Annotated in this window: 13 protein-coding genes; 1 reads left to right on the top strand and 12 read right to left on the bottom strand. The window is 70.9% G+C overall.

Annotated elements, in window-relative coordinates; genetic code table 11:
• The 10 genes from wecC to tsaB form a co-directional block, all read right to left on the bottom strand.
• Positions 1–1227 (bottom strand): UDP-N-acetyl-D-mannosamine dehydrogenase, encoded by a 1227-nt coding sequence (gene wecC / locus GTO19_RS00090; protein ID WP_291016446.1) that lies wholly within the window; start codon positions 1225–1227, stop codon positions 1–3.
• Between the two features lie 10 nt (positions 1228–1237).
• Positions 1238–2485, bottom strand: a complete 1248-nt coding sequence (wecB, locus tag GTO19_RS00085; RefSeq protein ID WP_367243802.1) for a non-hydrolyzing UDP-N-acetylglucosamine 2-epimerase — start codon at positions 2483–2485, stop codon at positions 1238–1240.
• The gene (locus GTO19_RS00080; protein ID WP_291016307.1) at positions 2482–4200 is read right to left on the bottom strand and encodes a polysaccharide biosynthesis/export family protein; all 1719 of its coding nucleotides are present in this window, start codon (positions 4198–4200) and stop codon (positions 2482–2484) included. The genes wecB and GTO19_RS00080 overlap by 4 nt, the downstream gene beginning before the upstream one ends.
• A 10-nt stretch (positions 4201–4210) precedes the next feature.
• Positions 4211–5314 carry a chain-length determining protein gene (locus GTO19_RS00075; RefSeq protein ID WP_291016304.1) on the bottom strand — a complete coding sequence of 368 codons (1104 nt, stop codon included), beginning with the start codon at positions 5312–5314 and terminating at the stop codon, positions 4211–4213.
• Positions 5311–5976 (bottom strand): ABC transporter ATP-binding protein, encoded by a 666-nt coding sequence (locus GTO19_RS00070; protein WP_291016301.1) that lies wholly within the window; start codon positions 5974–5976, stop codon positions 5311–5313. The genes GTO19_RS00075 and GTO19_RS00070 overlap by 4 nt, the downstream gene beginning before the upstream one ends.
• Positions 5973–6761, bottom strand: a complete 789-nt coding sequence (locus GTO19_RS00065; RefSeq protein ID WP_291016297.1) for an ABC transporter permease — start codon at positions 6759–6761, stop codon at positions 5973–5975. Before GTO19_RS00065 ends, GTO19_RS00070 begins: the two co-directional genes overlap by 4 nt.
• Complete coding sequence (locus GTO19_RS00060) at positions 6758–7912, bottom strand: capsule polysaccharide biosynthesis (protein WP_291026359.1); 1155 nt, start codon at positions 7910–7912, stop codon at positions 6758–6760. Before GTO19_RS00060 ends, GTO19_RS00065 begins: the two co-directional genes overlap by 4 nt.
• A gap of 297 nt (positions 7913–8209) precedes the next feature.
• Positions 8210–9049 (bottom strand): uracil-DNA glycosylase, encoded by an 840-nt coding sequence (locus GTO19_RS00055; RefSeq protein ID WP_291016289.1) that lies wholly within the window; start codon positions 9047–9049, stop codon positions 8210–8212.
• Positions 9046–9591, bottom strand: coding sequence for a ribosomal protein S18-alanine N-acetyltransferase (gene rimI, locus GTO19_RS00050; RefSeq protein ID WP_291016444.1), 546 nt, complete (start codon positions 9589–9591; stop codon positions 9046–9048). The genes GTO19_RS00055 and rimI overlap by 4 nt, the downstream gene beginning before the upstream one ends.
• A gap of 44 nt (positions 9592–9635) precedes the next feature.
• The gene (gene tsaB / locus GTO19_RS00045) at positions 9636–10397 is read right to left on the bottom strand and encodes a tRNA (adenosine(37)-N6)-threonylcarbamoyltransferase complex dimerization subunit type 1 TsaB (RefSeq protein ID WP_291016286.1); all 762 of its coding nucleotides are present in this window, start codon (positions 10395–10397) and stop codon (positions 9636–9638) included.
• A 59-nt stretch (positions 10398–10456) separates the two neighbouring features.
• Here tsaB and dacB point away from each other — a divergent pair, with 59 nt between their 5' ends.
• Positions 10457–11926, top strand: coding sequence for a D-alanyl-D-alanine carboxypeptidase/D-alanyl-D-alanine-endopeptidase (gene dacB, locus GTO19_RS00040; protein ID WP_291016284.1), 1470 nt, complete (start codon positions 10457–10459; stop codon positions 11924–11926).
• A gap of 7 nt (positions 11927–11933) precedes the next feature.
• Here the strand turns inward: dacB and GTO19_RS00035 are convergent, their stop codons facing one another.
• Together GTO19_RS00035 and GTO19_RS00030 are read right to left on the bottom strand one after the other, a co-directional pair.
• A complete protein-coding gene (locus GTO19_RS00035; protein WP_291016441.1) occupies positions 11934–12929 on the bottom strand; it encodes an L-threonylcarbamoyladenylate synthase in 996 nt (331 codons plus the stop codon).
• 13 nt (positions 12930–12942) lie between these two features.
• Complete coding sequence (locus GTO19_RS00030) at positions 12943–14163, bottom strand: 5-(carboxyamino)imidazole ribonucleotide synthase (protein ID WP_291016281.1); 1221 nt, start codon at positions 14161–14163, stop codon at positions 12943–12945.
• Between the last annotated feature and the right edge of the window lie 62 nt (positions 14164–14225).

Here is a 14225-nt window from a genome sequence, read left to right as displayed (position 1 = left end):
TCACCCCCTGCGCAGCAGCCCGACGGCGTCCACCACGGCCGCGTGCCGCCGCAGACGTTCCCGAAGCGCCCCGAATGCCTGGTGGGCCACGAGAATGACCACCACATCGGCGCGCTCGATCGCCTCTGCGGGCGAAACCAAGGCCTGATGAGCGAGCGATGGCGGCACCTGCTCGATGTGCGGCTCGGCGATCCAGAGCGTGCGCCCCTGCCGGCTCAGCGCTTGCGCTATCTGCATGGCGGGACTCTCGCGAAGGTCGTCGATGTCGGGTTTGAAGGCCAGACCCAGCACCGCCACGCTGGCGGACTCGCGTTGGCCCGTGGCCTCGACCGCCCGCGCCACCCGTTCCAGCACCCATTCGGGCTTGTGGTCATTGACCAGTCGGGCCGTGTGGATGAGGCGGGCCTGCTCGGGCGCGCTGTCCACGATGAACCAGGGGTCGACGGCGATGCAATGCCCGCCCACACCGGGGCCGGGTGTCAGTATGTTCACGCGCGGGTGCCGATTGGCCAGCGCGATCAGCTCCCACACGTCGATGTCCAGCCGGTCGCAGATCAGCGAGAGCTCGTTCGCAAAGGCGATGTTGACGTCGCGAAAGCTGTTCTCGGTGAGCTTGCACATTTCGGCCGTGCGGGCGTTGGTCACCACGCACTGGCCTTGCACGAACACCTGATAGAGGGCCGACGCCATGTCGCTTGCGCGTTTCGTCAGGCCACCGATCACGCGGTCGTTGCTGACGAGTTCACGCACCACCTGACCGGGCAAGACGCGCTCGGGGCAGTACGCCACCTGCACGTCCGCCTGTTCGCCGGCCGTCGCGGGAAAGCTGAGGTCGGGCCGCGCGGCGGCCAACCAACGGGCCAACTGCTCTGTCGCACCCACGGGCGAGGTGGATTCCAGCACCACCAGATTGCCCTGGGCGAGCACCGGCGCGATCGCACCGGCCGCCGCCTCGATGTAGGACAGGTCGGGCCGATGGCCCTCCTTGAAGGGGGTCGGCACCGCGATCAGGAAGGCCTGCGCGGGTTCGGGCGTGAGCGAGGCCCTGAGGTGGCCGTCGTTCACCGCCGCGTGCACCAACCCGTCGAGCTCGGGTTCGACGATGTGGATGCGTCCACTGTTGATGGTCTCGACCACATGAGGGACGACGTCGACACCGGTGACGCGCACGCCGCGCGAGGCGAAGAGCGTGGCCGTGGGCAGGCCGATGTAGCCCAGGCCGATCATGCAGATGTGGTCAAACAAGGGCGGCCTCCCCGCGGATGGGAACGGAAGAGGGTTCGTCGATACCCGGCGCATGGTCGGCGTTGACCAGCCCGTATCGAAGGGCGATGGCCTGCCCGATGCGCTCGGCGGCCTTGCCGTCGCCGTAGGGGTTCAGGGCCCGGGCCATGCGCTGGTAGGCGATTTCGTCGTCGAGCAGCCGATTCGCTTCCGCAACGATGCGCTCGATGTCGGTGCCCACGAGGCGCACGGTGCCGGCCTCGACGGCCTCCGGCCGCTCGGTGGTTTCGCGCATCACCAGCACGGGCTTGCCCAGCGAGGGAGCCTCTTCTTGCACACCGCCCGAGTCGGTGATGATCAGGTGCGAGCGGTTCATCAGGTGCACGAAGGGCAGGTAGTCCAAGGGGTCGATGAGATGCACGTTCGGCGCGTCGCACAGAATGCGCCGCACCGGCTCCTGCACGGACGGGTTGAGGTGCACCGGGTACACGATCTGGATGTCGGGGCGTTGGCTCAGGCGCCTGAGCGCGCGGCAGATGCGCTCGAAGCCGTCGCCGAAGTTCTCCCGGCGGTGGCCGGTTACGGTGACGGTGCGGCGCGCGCTGTCCAGGAAGGGGAATCGCGCGGCCATTTGCTCGCGCAAGGCTGGCGTGCGCTGCAGCGTGCCGGCCACGTGCTGGAGCGCATCGATGACGGTGTTGCCGGTGACCCAGATGTCATCGGCGCCCACGTTTTCTGACAGCAGCGCTTCGCGCGCACGGGCGGTCGGTGCGAAATGCAGGCGGGCCAGCCGGCCCACGAGGCCGCGATTCATCTCCTCTGGCCAGGGCGACAGGGGGTTGCCGGTGCGCAGGCCGGCTTCCACGTGACCCACGTCGACCCTTTCGTAGAAGGCGGCCATGGCGGCGGCCATGGTTGTCGTGGTGTCGCCATGCACCAGCACCAGGTCGTAGCGGCCTTGGCGGAGCACCTCGCGCAGGCCCAGCAGGATGTTGCTCGTGACGTCGGTCAGGTCCTGGCCGGGCCGCATGATGTTGAGGTCGTGCTCGGGCCGGATGTCGAAGAGCGTGAGGACCTGATCCAGCATCTGGCGGTGCTGGCCCGTCACGCAGACGTGGGACTCGATGCCTGGCACGCGCTGCAGTGCCCGCACCACCGGCGCCATCTTGATGGCTTCAGGGCGGGTGCCGAAGACGCTCAGGACCCGGACGGCGTGGTTGCGGGGCGCGGGGGCGCCTTCGTCTTTGTTCAGATACATCATTTGATTCCCAGGACGACCCCGGCGGTGATGGCGATTTGTGAAAGGATTCGAGTGAGGTCCAGGGCGAACTGGCGGTTCTTCTGGTCGACCTTGGGCAGCACGAGGACCTGGTCGCCGGGGTTCACGGGCGTGGCGTCGCTCAGGCGGCGTGCCTCGCTTTGTTCGTAGCTGCCGTCCACGCGAGCCAGCACCACGCGCGAGTGATCGGCGTTCTGCGTGAAGCCACCGGCGCGCTGGATGTAGTCGCCCAGTGACAGGCCGCTCTGGTGCGCCACGGCGTTGGGGAACAGCACCTCGCCGTTGACCAGAACCAGGCCGTCGCGCGTGGGCACGCGCAGAACGTCACCGTTTTCCAGCAGCAGTTGATGGCGGTTGGGGTCGCTGGCGACGAGCACCTGGCCCAGGGGCTCGACCTGGCGCGCGCGTTCCACCCATTGCAGCATCAGCTTCGCTTCCTGCTCGCGCAGCTTAGCCTCTTCGCCGCTGCCGCTGCGCGCGGTCAGCAGTGAGGCCTCGAGGCTGCGCAGGCTGGTCGCCAGCAATTCCTTCTGGCGCAGCTTCACGCTCTGGCGGAAGAGCTGCAGGTTCTGCGGCTGCGAGCGCTCGTTGAGGCGGATGCGCGAGAACACGTCGCCGAGCCGGCTGCCGTACGGCAGCACGTACTCCTGCGCGCTGTCGTGTTCGCCTTCCACGCGCACGGTGATCGTGCCGGTCTTCTTGTCGGCGGTGAATTCGAGTTCGTCGCCATTGGCCACGGGCACGCTGCCCGCTTCGCTCAGGGGGTGGTAGTCGGTGTGGCGCACGGTGCCGGTGTTGCGCGTGATGCGCACATGAGTGGCGGCGGCCTGCGGGCGGGCCAGGGCGATGAAGTCGGCCACGGTGCGCTCGACGCCGCTGAACTCGAAGCGGTTCGGGTTGGCCGCGAGCCCGCCCACGCGCACGGTGCTCTGGCGTGGCGGCACGAAGATGACGTCGCCGCTGGCGAGCTGCAGCGCGGGCAGGCGGCCGTCGAGCAGAAAGTCGTAGAGATTGACCCGCCCCCGCAGTGCGCTGCCGCGGCGAACCTGCACGTCAAGGAAGCTGCCGCGTTCGGGGTCGATACCGCCGGCCTGGTCGAGGTAGTGCAGCAGGCTGTCCATGCTGGTGCCGCTGTACTGCCCGGGGCGCGCCACGAAGCCGCTCACGAACACACGCACCGGCTGCGCGTCGGCCAGGCTGGCGTAGCTGGACACGTTGGCGCGGTAGACGCGGCGCACCGCCGCCTCGACGGTCTGTTGCAGGTCGGCGTTGCGCACGCCGCGCACCGCCACGGGGCCCACGTTGGGCAGGAAGACGTTGCCTTGTGGGTCGACAACGAGGGGTGCCTCGAAGCTGAAGGCGCCCCACAGCCGCAGTTGGAGGGTGTCCCCCGTGGCGATCAGGTAGTCGGGGTTGAACAGCGCGGCGCCTTCGCGCGCGAAGGCGCCGGTGAATAGTTGAGCGCCGAAGGCCTGGCTGTCGCGAGTCGTCGCAGGGGTGGCCGCAGGGGTGGGCGCAGTGGGAAGGTTCGGCGCCACGCGAGGCACGGCAAGCGGGGGCGTCGCCGGTGCGCTGGCGCCGTCTCCCAGCAGCGGAACGGCGTCGCGCGGGGTGGCGGCATCGGCGGATGACAGTGCGCAGAGCCCACAGGCCAGCAGCAGGGCGGACAGGGTTCGGATCGATCGTGACGGGCGCATGGGATGGGTCTCAGTCCTGGTGATCGCGCACGATGGCCAGCAGCAGTTGCAGAACGCCCGCGATCAGCAGTGCGCCCAGCGCGGTCGCGATGGCGTTGAACAGCCGATGCGGCTGCTCTGGGTATTCGGGCAGGCTGGCCGACTGCAGCACCTGCACTTGCTTGAGCGTGCGCGTGGCATCGACGCGGCCGCGCTCCAGCGAGACCAGTGCGGTGTTGAGCACCTGCCGCGCGAAGTCGGCGTCGGACTGCAGGCGCTGGTACTCGGCCACGGCGGCGTTGAGCGTGCCGCCCTGTGGCGAGGTGAGGCGGGCGCGCTCGCGCTGCAACTGCAGTTCGACGGCGGCGATCTGCGCGTTCACCTCGACGAGCTGGCTGGCGTCGGGCTGCAGGAAGGCAGTCATCCCGCTGCGGCGCGTCTGCAGGTCGGCCAACTGGCCTTCGAGGCGCGCCACAATGGCCGCGACGCTTTCGGCGGCCGCCTGCGGCGAGGCCAGGCCTTCCTGGTTCTGGAAGGACAGCAGCGCAGCGCGCGTGGTGTTCACGCGTTCGCCCAGCTCCTGCACCTGGCGCTCGAGAAACTTCACCTGGTCCTGCGCGAGCTGGTGGCCCAGGGCGTTCATGTGGCGCTCGCCTTCGGCCAACAGCGCCGAAGCGATGGCGTGCGCCATCTGCGGCGTGTAGGCCTGCGCGCGGATCACCAGCACGCCAGCGAACTCGTCGATCTCCACGCTCACCCGGCTCAGAAAGTGGCGATGCAGGCGCTCGATGGGCGCCTGGGCATCCCACAGACGCGAGAGCGGGTCGCCGTGTCCGCTGTAGTGGGCGCGCAGCCCCAGCGTGCGGTCCAGCAGGCGCAGCATGTCGATGGAGCGCAGGTAGTCGCGCAGCAGCAGCTGGTCGGCGCGGTTGTTGCCGCCACCGCCGAAAAGCGTGGTGAAGTCCATCGCCTGTCCGCCCGAGAGGTCGGAACGGGCCAGCACCACGCGCGCCTCGGACTCGTAGCGGTCGGCGGCGAACAGCGTCCAGTACGAACCGCCGAACAGGACGCACAGCGCGGCGATCCACCACAGGCCGTGGTGACGCCAGGTGAGCAGGAGGGAGGGGGTGTTCATGCCGGCAGGCTTTCCTGGTAAGCCGCCAGGGCGTCGTCGATGCGGTCGAACCAATGGGCCCGGCCCTCGTGCAGCCAGATGCCCGCGGTGCAGAACTCCTTGAGCGAGCCCGCGCTGTGCGAGGTCATGATCAGCGCGGCCCTGCCCACCAGATCGGCGAAAGCGCGCCGCGCCTTGGCCTGGAAGGCCGCGTCGCCGGTGCTGGTCACCTCGTCGGAGATGTAGACGTCGAAGTCGAAGGCCAGCGACAGCGCGAACTGCAGGCGCGACCTCATGCCGCTGGAGTAGGTCTTCACGGGTGCGTCGAAATACGCACCGATGTCGGCGAAGGACTGGATGCGCTCCATTCGCCCGGCCATGTCTTGCGCCTGCCCATGCAGCCGGCACAGGAACCTGGCGTTCTGCCGGCCGGTCAGCGAACCCTGCAGGCCGCCGCCGAAGCCCATGGGCCAGGACACGCGGCAGTGCCGCCGCACGCTGCCGCGCGTGGGTTGGTCGATGCCGCCAATGAGGCGCAGCAAGGTGGATTTGCCGGCGCCGTTGCGCCCGATGAGGCCCACGTTCGCGCCAGCAGGCAGGGTGAGGTCGACGCCGCGCAGCACCCAGGGGCCTGGCCCATGGTCGGTGAGGTAGCGCTTGTGCACGTCACGAACCTCGATCACAGCGACACCAGACGTCGGCGGAATCGCAACTGCAGCGCGAGACCGAAGAACAACAGCACCAGCGCGACGCCGTGCAGATAGGCCAGGCTCAGTTCCGGGGTGTGGTGGTAGTAGCTCGAGATGCCGGCGCGCACGCCCTCGATGCCATGGGCCACGGGATTGAGCATCAGCCAGCCGCGCCAGGGGTAGGGGATGGTGGCCAGCGGGACGATGGTGCCTGAGATCAGCAGCAAGGGCATCATCAGCAGGCCCAGCACGTTGCCGAACTCGGGGATCAGTTCGGTGCCGACCGAGGCCATCAGCGCCCAGCCCACCGCCAAGAGCCACAGCCCGGCCACGGCGCTGGCGCAGAACAGCGGCTCTTGCGCGGTCAGGGGCTTGCCCCACAGCGCCAGGACGCCCGAGAACAGCGCCGCCGTGGCCAACACCAGCAAGGCCTCGAGCACGCAGCGCACCAGCACGGTGTCCACGGGCAATACCTGGCGATAAGTGAATAGCGCCAGATTGGCTCCCACGGCCGCCGAGGCTTGCTGGGCGACGCGGCGGAAAAGGAAGTACGAGAGCAGCCCGCTGGTGAGCCAGACCGCCGGGTCCATGCCACCGATGGCGCGTGCGTGCAGTACCGCGAACAGCACGACCGTGAACCCGACATAGGCCAGAGGCTCGACCAGCAGCCACAGCCATGCGCCCCGCTTGTTGAACAGGCGCGTGACCGCTTCGCGCAGCAGCAGCGCGTGCCACACCGCGAATGCGATGCGCCATGAGGAGCGAGCACCCGTGTTCATCGAGGAAGGACGCCGACCGGCGTCGCACGGGTGGGGCGGCCGCCCCAATCGAGGGGCGTGTGGCGCGGGGCATAGAGGTCGCACGGCAGCTGCGTCAGGGTGATCAACTGCCGCAGGAACTGCTGCACCAGGGAGGTGGCGGGCGCCCTGGCGCCGTGCCAGAAGCTGTCGAGCTCGTCCACGTGGCACAGGCCGGGGCGGCGATACACGGCGTCGCCCAACACCATCAGGGGCCGGTGCTGGCGCAGGGCGATCAGCCCCACGGTGCTGTTGACCACGACCACGCCAGCCGCTCGCTGCACCAGAGCGACCGTGTCACCTTCATGCAGGTGCATCACCTGGCGGCGAATGCCGAGGCGCTCGGCAACCGACAGCACGGCGCGCTCCGTTTCGCGGTGCCCGCGCGACCAGGGATGCTGGCGCACGACCAGCAGGGAGTCGGCCGGCGCATGCCGGGCGAAGGATTCGAGCACCTTCGCCACGCTTTGCTGGACGTTGCTGAACGGGCTGTGTTGGGTGATCTGGGCGTCGCCCTCGTTCTGCAGCGGGAAGAAGAAGTACCGCCGATGGGAAAGTTCTGCAACGGCGCGCTTGTCTTCGCGGTGGTGGCGCAGCCAGCGCCAGCCGGTGCGAACCCAATGCTCGACGTAGTGCAGCAGTCGGTCGGAGCGGTGGTGGGTGTAGTGGGGGTTGAGCGTCGGCAGCAGGCCCAGCGCGAGGTAGTGACGAACCGCGTGCCAGGCCATGCGGGTGGTCAGGCCGGCGGCGGTGTCCGAAGACGGCCAGACCGGTTCGGATTCGCCGGGCCCGCTGCACCAGCGGTAGCGGTCCAGCGTGGTGGAGTGACCGTTGACGCCGTCGAGCTCGACGGTGGCGAAGCCGGGGCGTACGTAGCCTTCCTCCAGCACCACGGCAGAGACGCCGGCTTGGCGCGCCACCTTCAGGGCGGCGGCGTGGTGTGGACGGGACTGACCGAACAGCGCGACACAGTCAATACCGTAGGAGGCGATCAGGCGGCCCAGGAATCCGGGCCAATCTTCCAGGGTGCCGCGATACACCAGGGGGGCGACGGCCTGGCAGTCCAGGCGGTCGCCAGCCTGGAAGACGACGCGGTGGACTTGTGCCCCCCGGCCCAGGAGCCAGTGGGCCATGCGGTCGAAGAATGGCCCCACCGGGCCTTGCAGAAGCAGGACGCGGGACGAGTGCGCCAGCCGGGTGAGGGCCGGGTTGTCCGCCACGGGACGGGGGGAAGGCGGCGCGCAGCGGAGAGATTCGGTCGGGGCTGTTACCAGCGAGAGCACGGCGGACTCCAGACAGGGAGTGTTTCGCCGTGCTCGTCAACTCACCAGGGCTTGCAGAAACCAAGGCCTGCCGTGACTGGAGTGGCAGAAACTAATACTTGCGTAATTGTTTCTGCTCGCATGATCAACACAAATACTCAAAAGGAATTATTTGGCGACCTCCATGGCCAGGCACAGGTCGGCCCAGGCCTTGGCCTTGTCCACCGGTGTGCGCAGCAGGTAGGCGGGGTGGTAGGTCACGATCACCGGCACGCCCTCGTAGCGGTGCACGCGACCGCGCAGGCGGCCGATGGGTTCGGTGGTCTTGAGCAGCGACTGCACCGCGAAGCGGCCCATGGCGATGATGAGCTTCGGTTTGACCAGTGCCACCTGGCGCGAGAGGAAGGGCTCGCACTGCACCACTTCCTCGGGGGCCGGGTTGCGGTTGGCCGGCGGGCGGCACTTGAGCACGTTGGCGATGAACACGCCGCGCGCGTCCTCGGCCTGGCGGTCGCGCCCGCAGGCGCGCAGCATGGCGTCGAGCAGTTGGCCCGCCGGGCCCACGAAGGGCTCGCCCTGGCGATCTTCCTGTTCGCCGGGGGCCTCGCCCACGATCATCCAGTCGGCCTCGGTGTGGCCGACGCCGAACACGGTGTTGCGCCGCGATTCGCACAGGCCGCAGGCGCGGCAGCCGGCCACGGCCTCGCGCAGCGCGGGCCAGTCGAGTTGCGCGATGTCGGCACGCGCGGCCACGGCGGGTGCGATCGGCGCGGGCGCGGCCGCAGCCGTGGAGGTCGCGGCGGGCGCCCGGGCGGCCGGTTCGCGGAGCGCAGGCGTGCGCGCGGGCGGCTGGGGTGGCGGGGGTGCCGCCACGGCGGGTTCGGCCAGGGTCACGGGCGCGCGCGCCGCGGCCGGCGTCCAGACCTTCACGCCCATTTCTGCCAGCATCGCGCGCTGGCGGGCGTCGAGTTCGCGCACCCAGTCGTCGGCCGTGCCGGTCTCGTTCATGGCGACGGCTCCGGTTGGTCCAGGCCCAGCTGCATCACGATCGCGTCCTCGCGCTGCAGGGTGGAGAGCGGGTAGTAGCCGCGCCGCACACCGACCTCGCGAAAGCCGTGGCGTTCATAGAGGCGGCGTGCGGGCGCGTTGCTCTGGCGCACCTCCAGCCACAGCGCCCGCGCGCCCTGGCCACGCGACCACAGCGCCAGCGCGTCGAGCATGAAGCGCGCCCAGCCCTGGCGCTGGTGCGGCGGGTTCACGGTGATGTTGAGCAGGTGCACCTCGTCCACCCCGGGCATGGCCACCAGGTAGCCCATCAGCCAGCGGCCATCCGGCCGGGCGGGGTGCGGGGTCTCGTGCGGCAGGGCCTCGCCCACCAGCAGCACGGCGGGGTAGCCGGCCTGCAGCGAATCGCGGAAATGCCGGCGCGTCCAGGGATGGGCGTAGGCGCTGGCTTCCACCGCGTGCACCGCGTCGAGGTCTGCCTCGGTCATGGGCATGAAGGCGATGCCGCGCGCATCGGCTTCCAGTGGCACCGGCAGGGTGTCCATGGGCGCGGGCCACAGGCCGGTGGTCCACGCGGGCAGGGCGTGCGTCATGCCTTGCCCTCGCGTTCGGCCGTGGTGCGCGCGACCTTGTCGCGTACGTAGAGCGGCAGGGCTTCGGCGGCGCTAACCGCCGCACCCTGCGCCATCAGCGCGGGGGCCAGGCGCAGCAGGGCCTCGGCCGTGGGCAGGGCGTGGCGGCGTCGGCCCGGGGCGTCGCGCAGTGCCTCGGCGTAGACGCCGAAGGCATTGCCCGCGAGCAGGGTGCGGTCGTCGTCCGCGAAGCCCTGGTCGTGCAACCAGCCGGCGAGGTCGGCGGGTGCGCACAGCCGCGGCGGCGTGATGGCGCGCAGCTTGCCGCGCTCGAGTGCGTAGGCCGCCAGGTAGAGCTCGTCCATGCGCGCGTCGAGCAGGGCAACGATGCGCGTGGGCGCGGCATGCCCGTCGGCGGCGTCGTCCGCGCGGGCCTGCTCGGCCAGGGCCAGCAAGGTGTCCACGGGCAGCACGGGCAGGCCCTGCGGGTGGCGCTGGCCGCGCGTGCCATAGGCCAGTCCCTGGGCCACCGCACAGGCCGTGCGCAGCCCGGTGAATGAGCCGGGGCCGCGGCCGAAGGCAATGGCCTCGAGATCGCCCAGGGCGAGGTCGGCGTCGGCCAGCAGGCGCCGAACCTGCGGCAGCAACTCGGTGGAGGCCTGAGCGCCGCCCGGGCCCTGAAAGTGGCGCGAGGTGTCGTCGGCCCGGCCGGTGCCCAGGGCCAGCGAAAGGGTGTCGGTGCTGGTCTCGATGGCCAGAAAACACGGGGCGGCAGGCATCGGGGGATTATCGGCCACCCGCCTTCGGGCCCCGGACGGCCCCGGCCGATAATCCCCGCGTGAATCGCTTCCTGTTGCCTCTGCTCCTGACACTGGCCGTGGCCCTGCCGGCCTGTGCGCAGGGCCCCTCGCGCGAGGGCCTGCCCCCGCCCGTGAGCGCCGCGCTGCTGCGCGCCGAAGTGCCCGCCAGTGCCTTCTCCGCCGTCGTGGTGCCGCTGGACGGCCAAGAGGCGCGGCTGCGCCACCAATCGGGCATGCAGGTCAACCCGGCCTCGGTGATGAAGCTCGTGACGAGCTACGCGGCCTTCGACCTGCTGGGCCCCGCCTACACCTGGAGCACACGCTTCTACACCGACGGCACCGTGTCGGCCGGCGCGCTGCGCGGCAACCTGTACGTGCGCGGCGGTGGCGACCCGAAGCTCGTGCTGGAGCGCATCCAGGAGGCCTTCACCGCGCTGCAGGCGCAGGGCGTGCAGATCATTCTGGGCGACATGGTGCTGGACAGCAGCGCCTTCGACCTGCCGCCGTTCGACCCCGGCGCCTTCGACGGCGAGGCCTTGCGGCCCTACAACGCCGGGCCCGACGCGCTGCTGGTGAATTTCAAGTCGGTGGTGCTGAGCTTCCGGCCCGACCCCGCGGCCGGCGTGGCGCGCGTGGTCAGTGAGCCGCCGCTGGCGGGACTGGCCATCGACGCCAGCGTGCCGCTGTCCAACGGCGCCTGCGGCGACTGGCGCGGCGGCTTGCGCGCGCGCTTCGATGACCCGGGGCGCATCGCTTTCGAAGGCCGTTACCCGTTTCGCTGCGGCGAGCAGAAATGGCCTGTGGCCTACCAGGACCCCTCCAGTTTCGCGGCGCGCGCGCTGGAGGGCCTGTGGCGAGCGGGTGGCGGCCTTCTCACGGGCCAGGTGCGCGCCGGCCTCACGCCGCTGGACGCGAAGCTGCTGCTCGATGCACCCTCGCTGCCGCTCACGGACATCCTCTCCGACGTGAACCAGTGGAGCAACAACGTGATGGCGCAGCAGGTGTTCCTCACGCTGGGCCAGCTCGCGCCGCAGGCCACCTCGCTGCCCGGCAGCGGGCCGTTGCCCTGGAAGCGCAGCGGTTTCGAGCAGGCGCGCGCGGTGCTGGGCAACTGGTGGCGCCGCACTTTCGGCGATCGCGTGCCCGCGCCCGTGATCGACAACGGATCGGGCCTGTCGCGCGACGAGCGCATCACGCCCGAGGCCCTGGCCATCCTGTTGCGCCACGCGGCGCGCCACCCGCAGGCCGACGCCTTCGTGGGCACGCTGTCGCTGGCGGGCGTGAGTGGCACGGCGCGGCGCTATGCCCTGGACGAGCGCAGCCCGGTCTATGGCCACGCCTGGCTCAAGACCGGCACGCTGCGCGACGTGACCGGCGTGGCGGGCTACGTGAGCGCGGTCAATGGCGTGCGCTACGTGGTGGTGGCCTTCGTGAACCACCCCAACGCGCCAGCGGCGCGGCCGGCGCTGGAAGCGCTGGTGGAGTGGACCGCCCGCTTGACGGACTGAGTGCTGCTCAGGCCGCGGCTCTAGCCAGGCGGTCGCGCACGCCGTCCCACTCCGCGCCGTCGGGCGGCGTTTCCACCCAGATCAGGCGCACGCCGGTGGCGTCGAGTTCGCGCAGCACCGCGAACAGTTCCTGCGCGGCAGCGGCGGCGTCGTCGGGCATGCGGCGTCGGGGCAAGCCCCGTGCGGCTTCGATCGGGCTGCGCGCGTACAGCGCGATGTGCTTCGCATCCTTGCCCAGCACCTGGAAGGCGGCGCGCAGCTGCTTCGCGTCCATCAAGCGCACCTTGGCGCGCGGCGCGTAGTGCGATTCGAGCGTGCCCGAGGCGCGCGGTGAGGCCCCGTCGCGTGCGCGCAGCGGCTCGCCCGCCATGGCTTCCAGCCGCGCCGGCGTGAGCATGCCCGGGCGCAGCAGCACCGGGTGGCCGCGCGTGCAGTCCACGATGGTGGATTCGATGCCCACCGGGCAGGCGCCGCCGTCGAGCACCAGCAGTTGCTCCTCGCCGAGCGCGGTGAACTCGTCCATCACGTGGCCGGCGGTGGTGGGGCTCACACGGCCGAAGCGATTCGCGCTGGGCGCGGCCACGCCGCGCACGCCGCGTGCGGCGGCGGCGCGCAGCACCGCCTGCGCCACAGGGTGCGACGGGCAGCGCAGGCCGATCGAATCCTGGCCACCAGCGGCCACCGCGCCCACGTCGGCGCGGCGCGGCAGGATCAGCGTGAGCGGGCCGGGCCAGCAGCCGGCGATGAGCCGCTCGGCGAAGGCCGGCACGTCGCGCGCGTAGTGGTCGATCGCGGCGCGTGGCGACTCGGCCGCCACGTGCACGATGAGCGGGTGGTCGGCCGGGCGGTCCTTGGCCTCGAAGATGCGCTGCACCGCGCTGGCGTTGTCGGCGTCGGCCGCCAGGCCGTAGACGGTCTCGGTGGGCAGACCCACCAGGCCGCCCTCGGCCAGGCACTGAGCGGCGCGCTCGATGGCCTCGGGCTCTTGCGCGTTCAGCAGCAGCGGCATGGCGGGGTCAGAGCGGCGGCAGGCCCAGCAGCGCCAGTGCCTTCGCGGCGGTGTCGCGCACGGCCGCCACCGTGGGGCCGGTGATGTTGAGGTGCCCCATCTTGCGGCCGGGCCGCGCACTGGCCTTGCCGTACAGGTGCAGGTGCGTGCCGGGCAGGGCCAGCAGCGCGTCCCAGGGCGGCGTCGCGGGGGCCTCGCGGCCCGAGGCGAACCACAGGTCGCCCAGCAGGTTGAGCATGATGGCCGGGCTGTGCTGCACCGGCGTGCGCAGCGGCAGGCCCGCGACGGCACGCACCTGTGCCTCGAACTGCGACACGTCGCAGGCGTTCTGGGTGTAGTGGCCGCTGTTGTGCGGGCGCGGCGCCATCTCATTGACGATCAGGTCCAGGCCGCCGTGGTCGTCGTCGACCAGGAAGTACTCCACGCACAGCACGCCCACGTAGCCCAGTTGCTGCGCGATGGCGATGGTGGCCGCCTGCGCGCGCCGCGCCAGCGCGGGCTCGATGGCGCCTTCGTGCACCTCGGTGACCGCGAGGATGCCGTCGTGGTGCGTGTTCTTCTGCACCGGAAAGCTCACGCAGTCGCCGTTGGCGCCGCGCGCCACGATGACCGAGCACTCGGCGCGCAGCGGCATGAGCTTTTCCAGCACGCAGGGCACGCGGCCCAGGCGGTCCCAGGCGGCGGTGAGTTCGGCGCGGTCTTTCACGCGGGCCTGGCCCTTGCCGTCGTAGCCCAGGCGCGCGGTCTTCAGGATGCCGGGCAGCAGGTCGGCCGCCACGGCCGCGAGCTGCTCGGGCGTGTCGATGGCGGCGTAGGGCGCGGGGCGCACGCCGCTGCCGTCGGTCGCGCAGCGCGCGAAGTGGGCCTTTTCGGCCGCGCGGTCCTGGGCGATGGCCACGCAGGCCGCGCCCGGCGCCACCGGGCGCTGCGCCGCCAGCGCGGCCAGGGCCGGCGCGGGCACATTCTCGAATTCGGTGGTGATCGCGTCGCTGAGTTCGGCCAGCCGCGCGAGGCCGGAGGTGTCGTCGTAGGCGCTGCGGATGTGGTGGTGGCTGATCAGACCGGCCGGGCTGTCGGCGTCGGGGTCGAGCACGGCGGTGGCGTAGCCCATGGCCTGCGCGGCCTGCACGAACATGCGGCCGAGCTGGCCACCGCCCATCACGCCCAGCGTGGCGGGGCGGCCCGAGGCGTCGGTGGCGCCGGGCAGGAGGGGTTTCTCGAGACTCATGCGATCCGGCGCCGGGCCGCCCCAAGCCGGATCAGCCCCCTCGGGGGGCAGCGACCCGCGCA

Source organism: Hydrogenophaga sp. (genome assembly GCF_011772445.1).
Taxonomy (GTDB): Bacteria; Pseudomonadota; Gammaproteobacteria; order Burkholderiales; family Burkholderiaceae_C; genus Hydrogenophaga.
This window is presented reverse-complemented; position numbering and strand designations above follow the sequence as displayed.

Coding starts and splice junctions, on each gene's coding strand:
- rimI (WP_291016444.1), bottom strand. CDS start 9,591: ATGGACACCCTGCCGGTGCCACTGGAAGCCGATGCGCGCGGCATCGCC.
- wecC (WP_291016446.1), bottom strand. CDS start 1,227: ATGATCGGCCTGGGCTACATCGGCCTGCCCACGGCCACGCTCTTCGCC.
- wecB (WP_367243802.1), bottom strand. CDS start 2,485: ATGATGTATCTGAACAAAGACGAAGGCGCCCCCGCGCCCCGCAACCAC.
- GTO19_RS00080 (WP_291016307.1), bottom strand. CDS start 4,200: ATGCGCCCGTCACGATCGATCCGAACCCTGTCCGCCCTGCTGCTGGCC.
- tsaB (WP_291016286.1), bottom strand. CDS start 10,397: ATGCCTGCCGCCCCGTGTTTTCTGGCCATCGAGACCAGCACCGACACC.
- GTO19_RS00075 (WP_291016304.1), bottom strand. CDS start 5,314: ATGAACACCCCCTCCCTCCTGCTCACCTGGCGTCACCACGGCCTGTGG.
- GTO19_RS00065 (WP_291016297.1), bottom strand. CDS start 6,761: ATGAACACGGGTGCTCGCTCCTCATGGCGCATCGCATTCGCGGTGTGG.
- GTO19_RS00055 (WP_291016289.1), bottom strand. CDS start 9,049: ATGAACGAGACCGGCACGGCCGACGACTGGGTGCGCGAACTCGACGCC.
- GTO19_RS00060 (WP_291026359.1), bottom strand. CDS start 7,912: ATGGCCCACTGGCTCCTGGGCCGGGGGGCACAAGTCCACCGCGTCGTC.
- GTO19_RS00030 (WP_291016281.1), bottom strand. CDS start 14,163: ATGAGTCTCGAGAAACCCCTCCTGCCCGGCGCCACCGACGCCTCGGGC.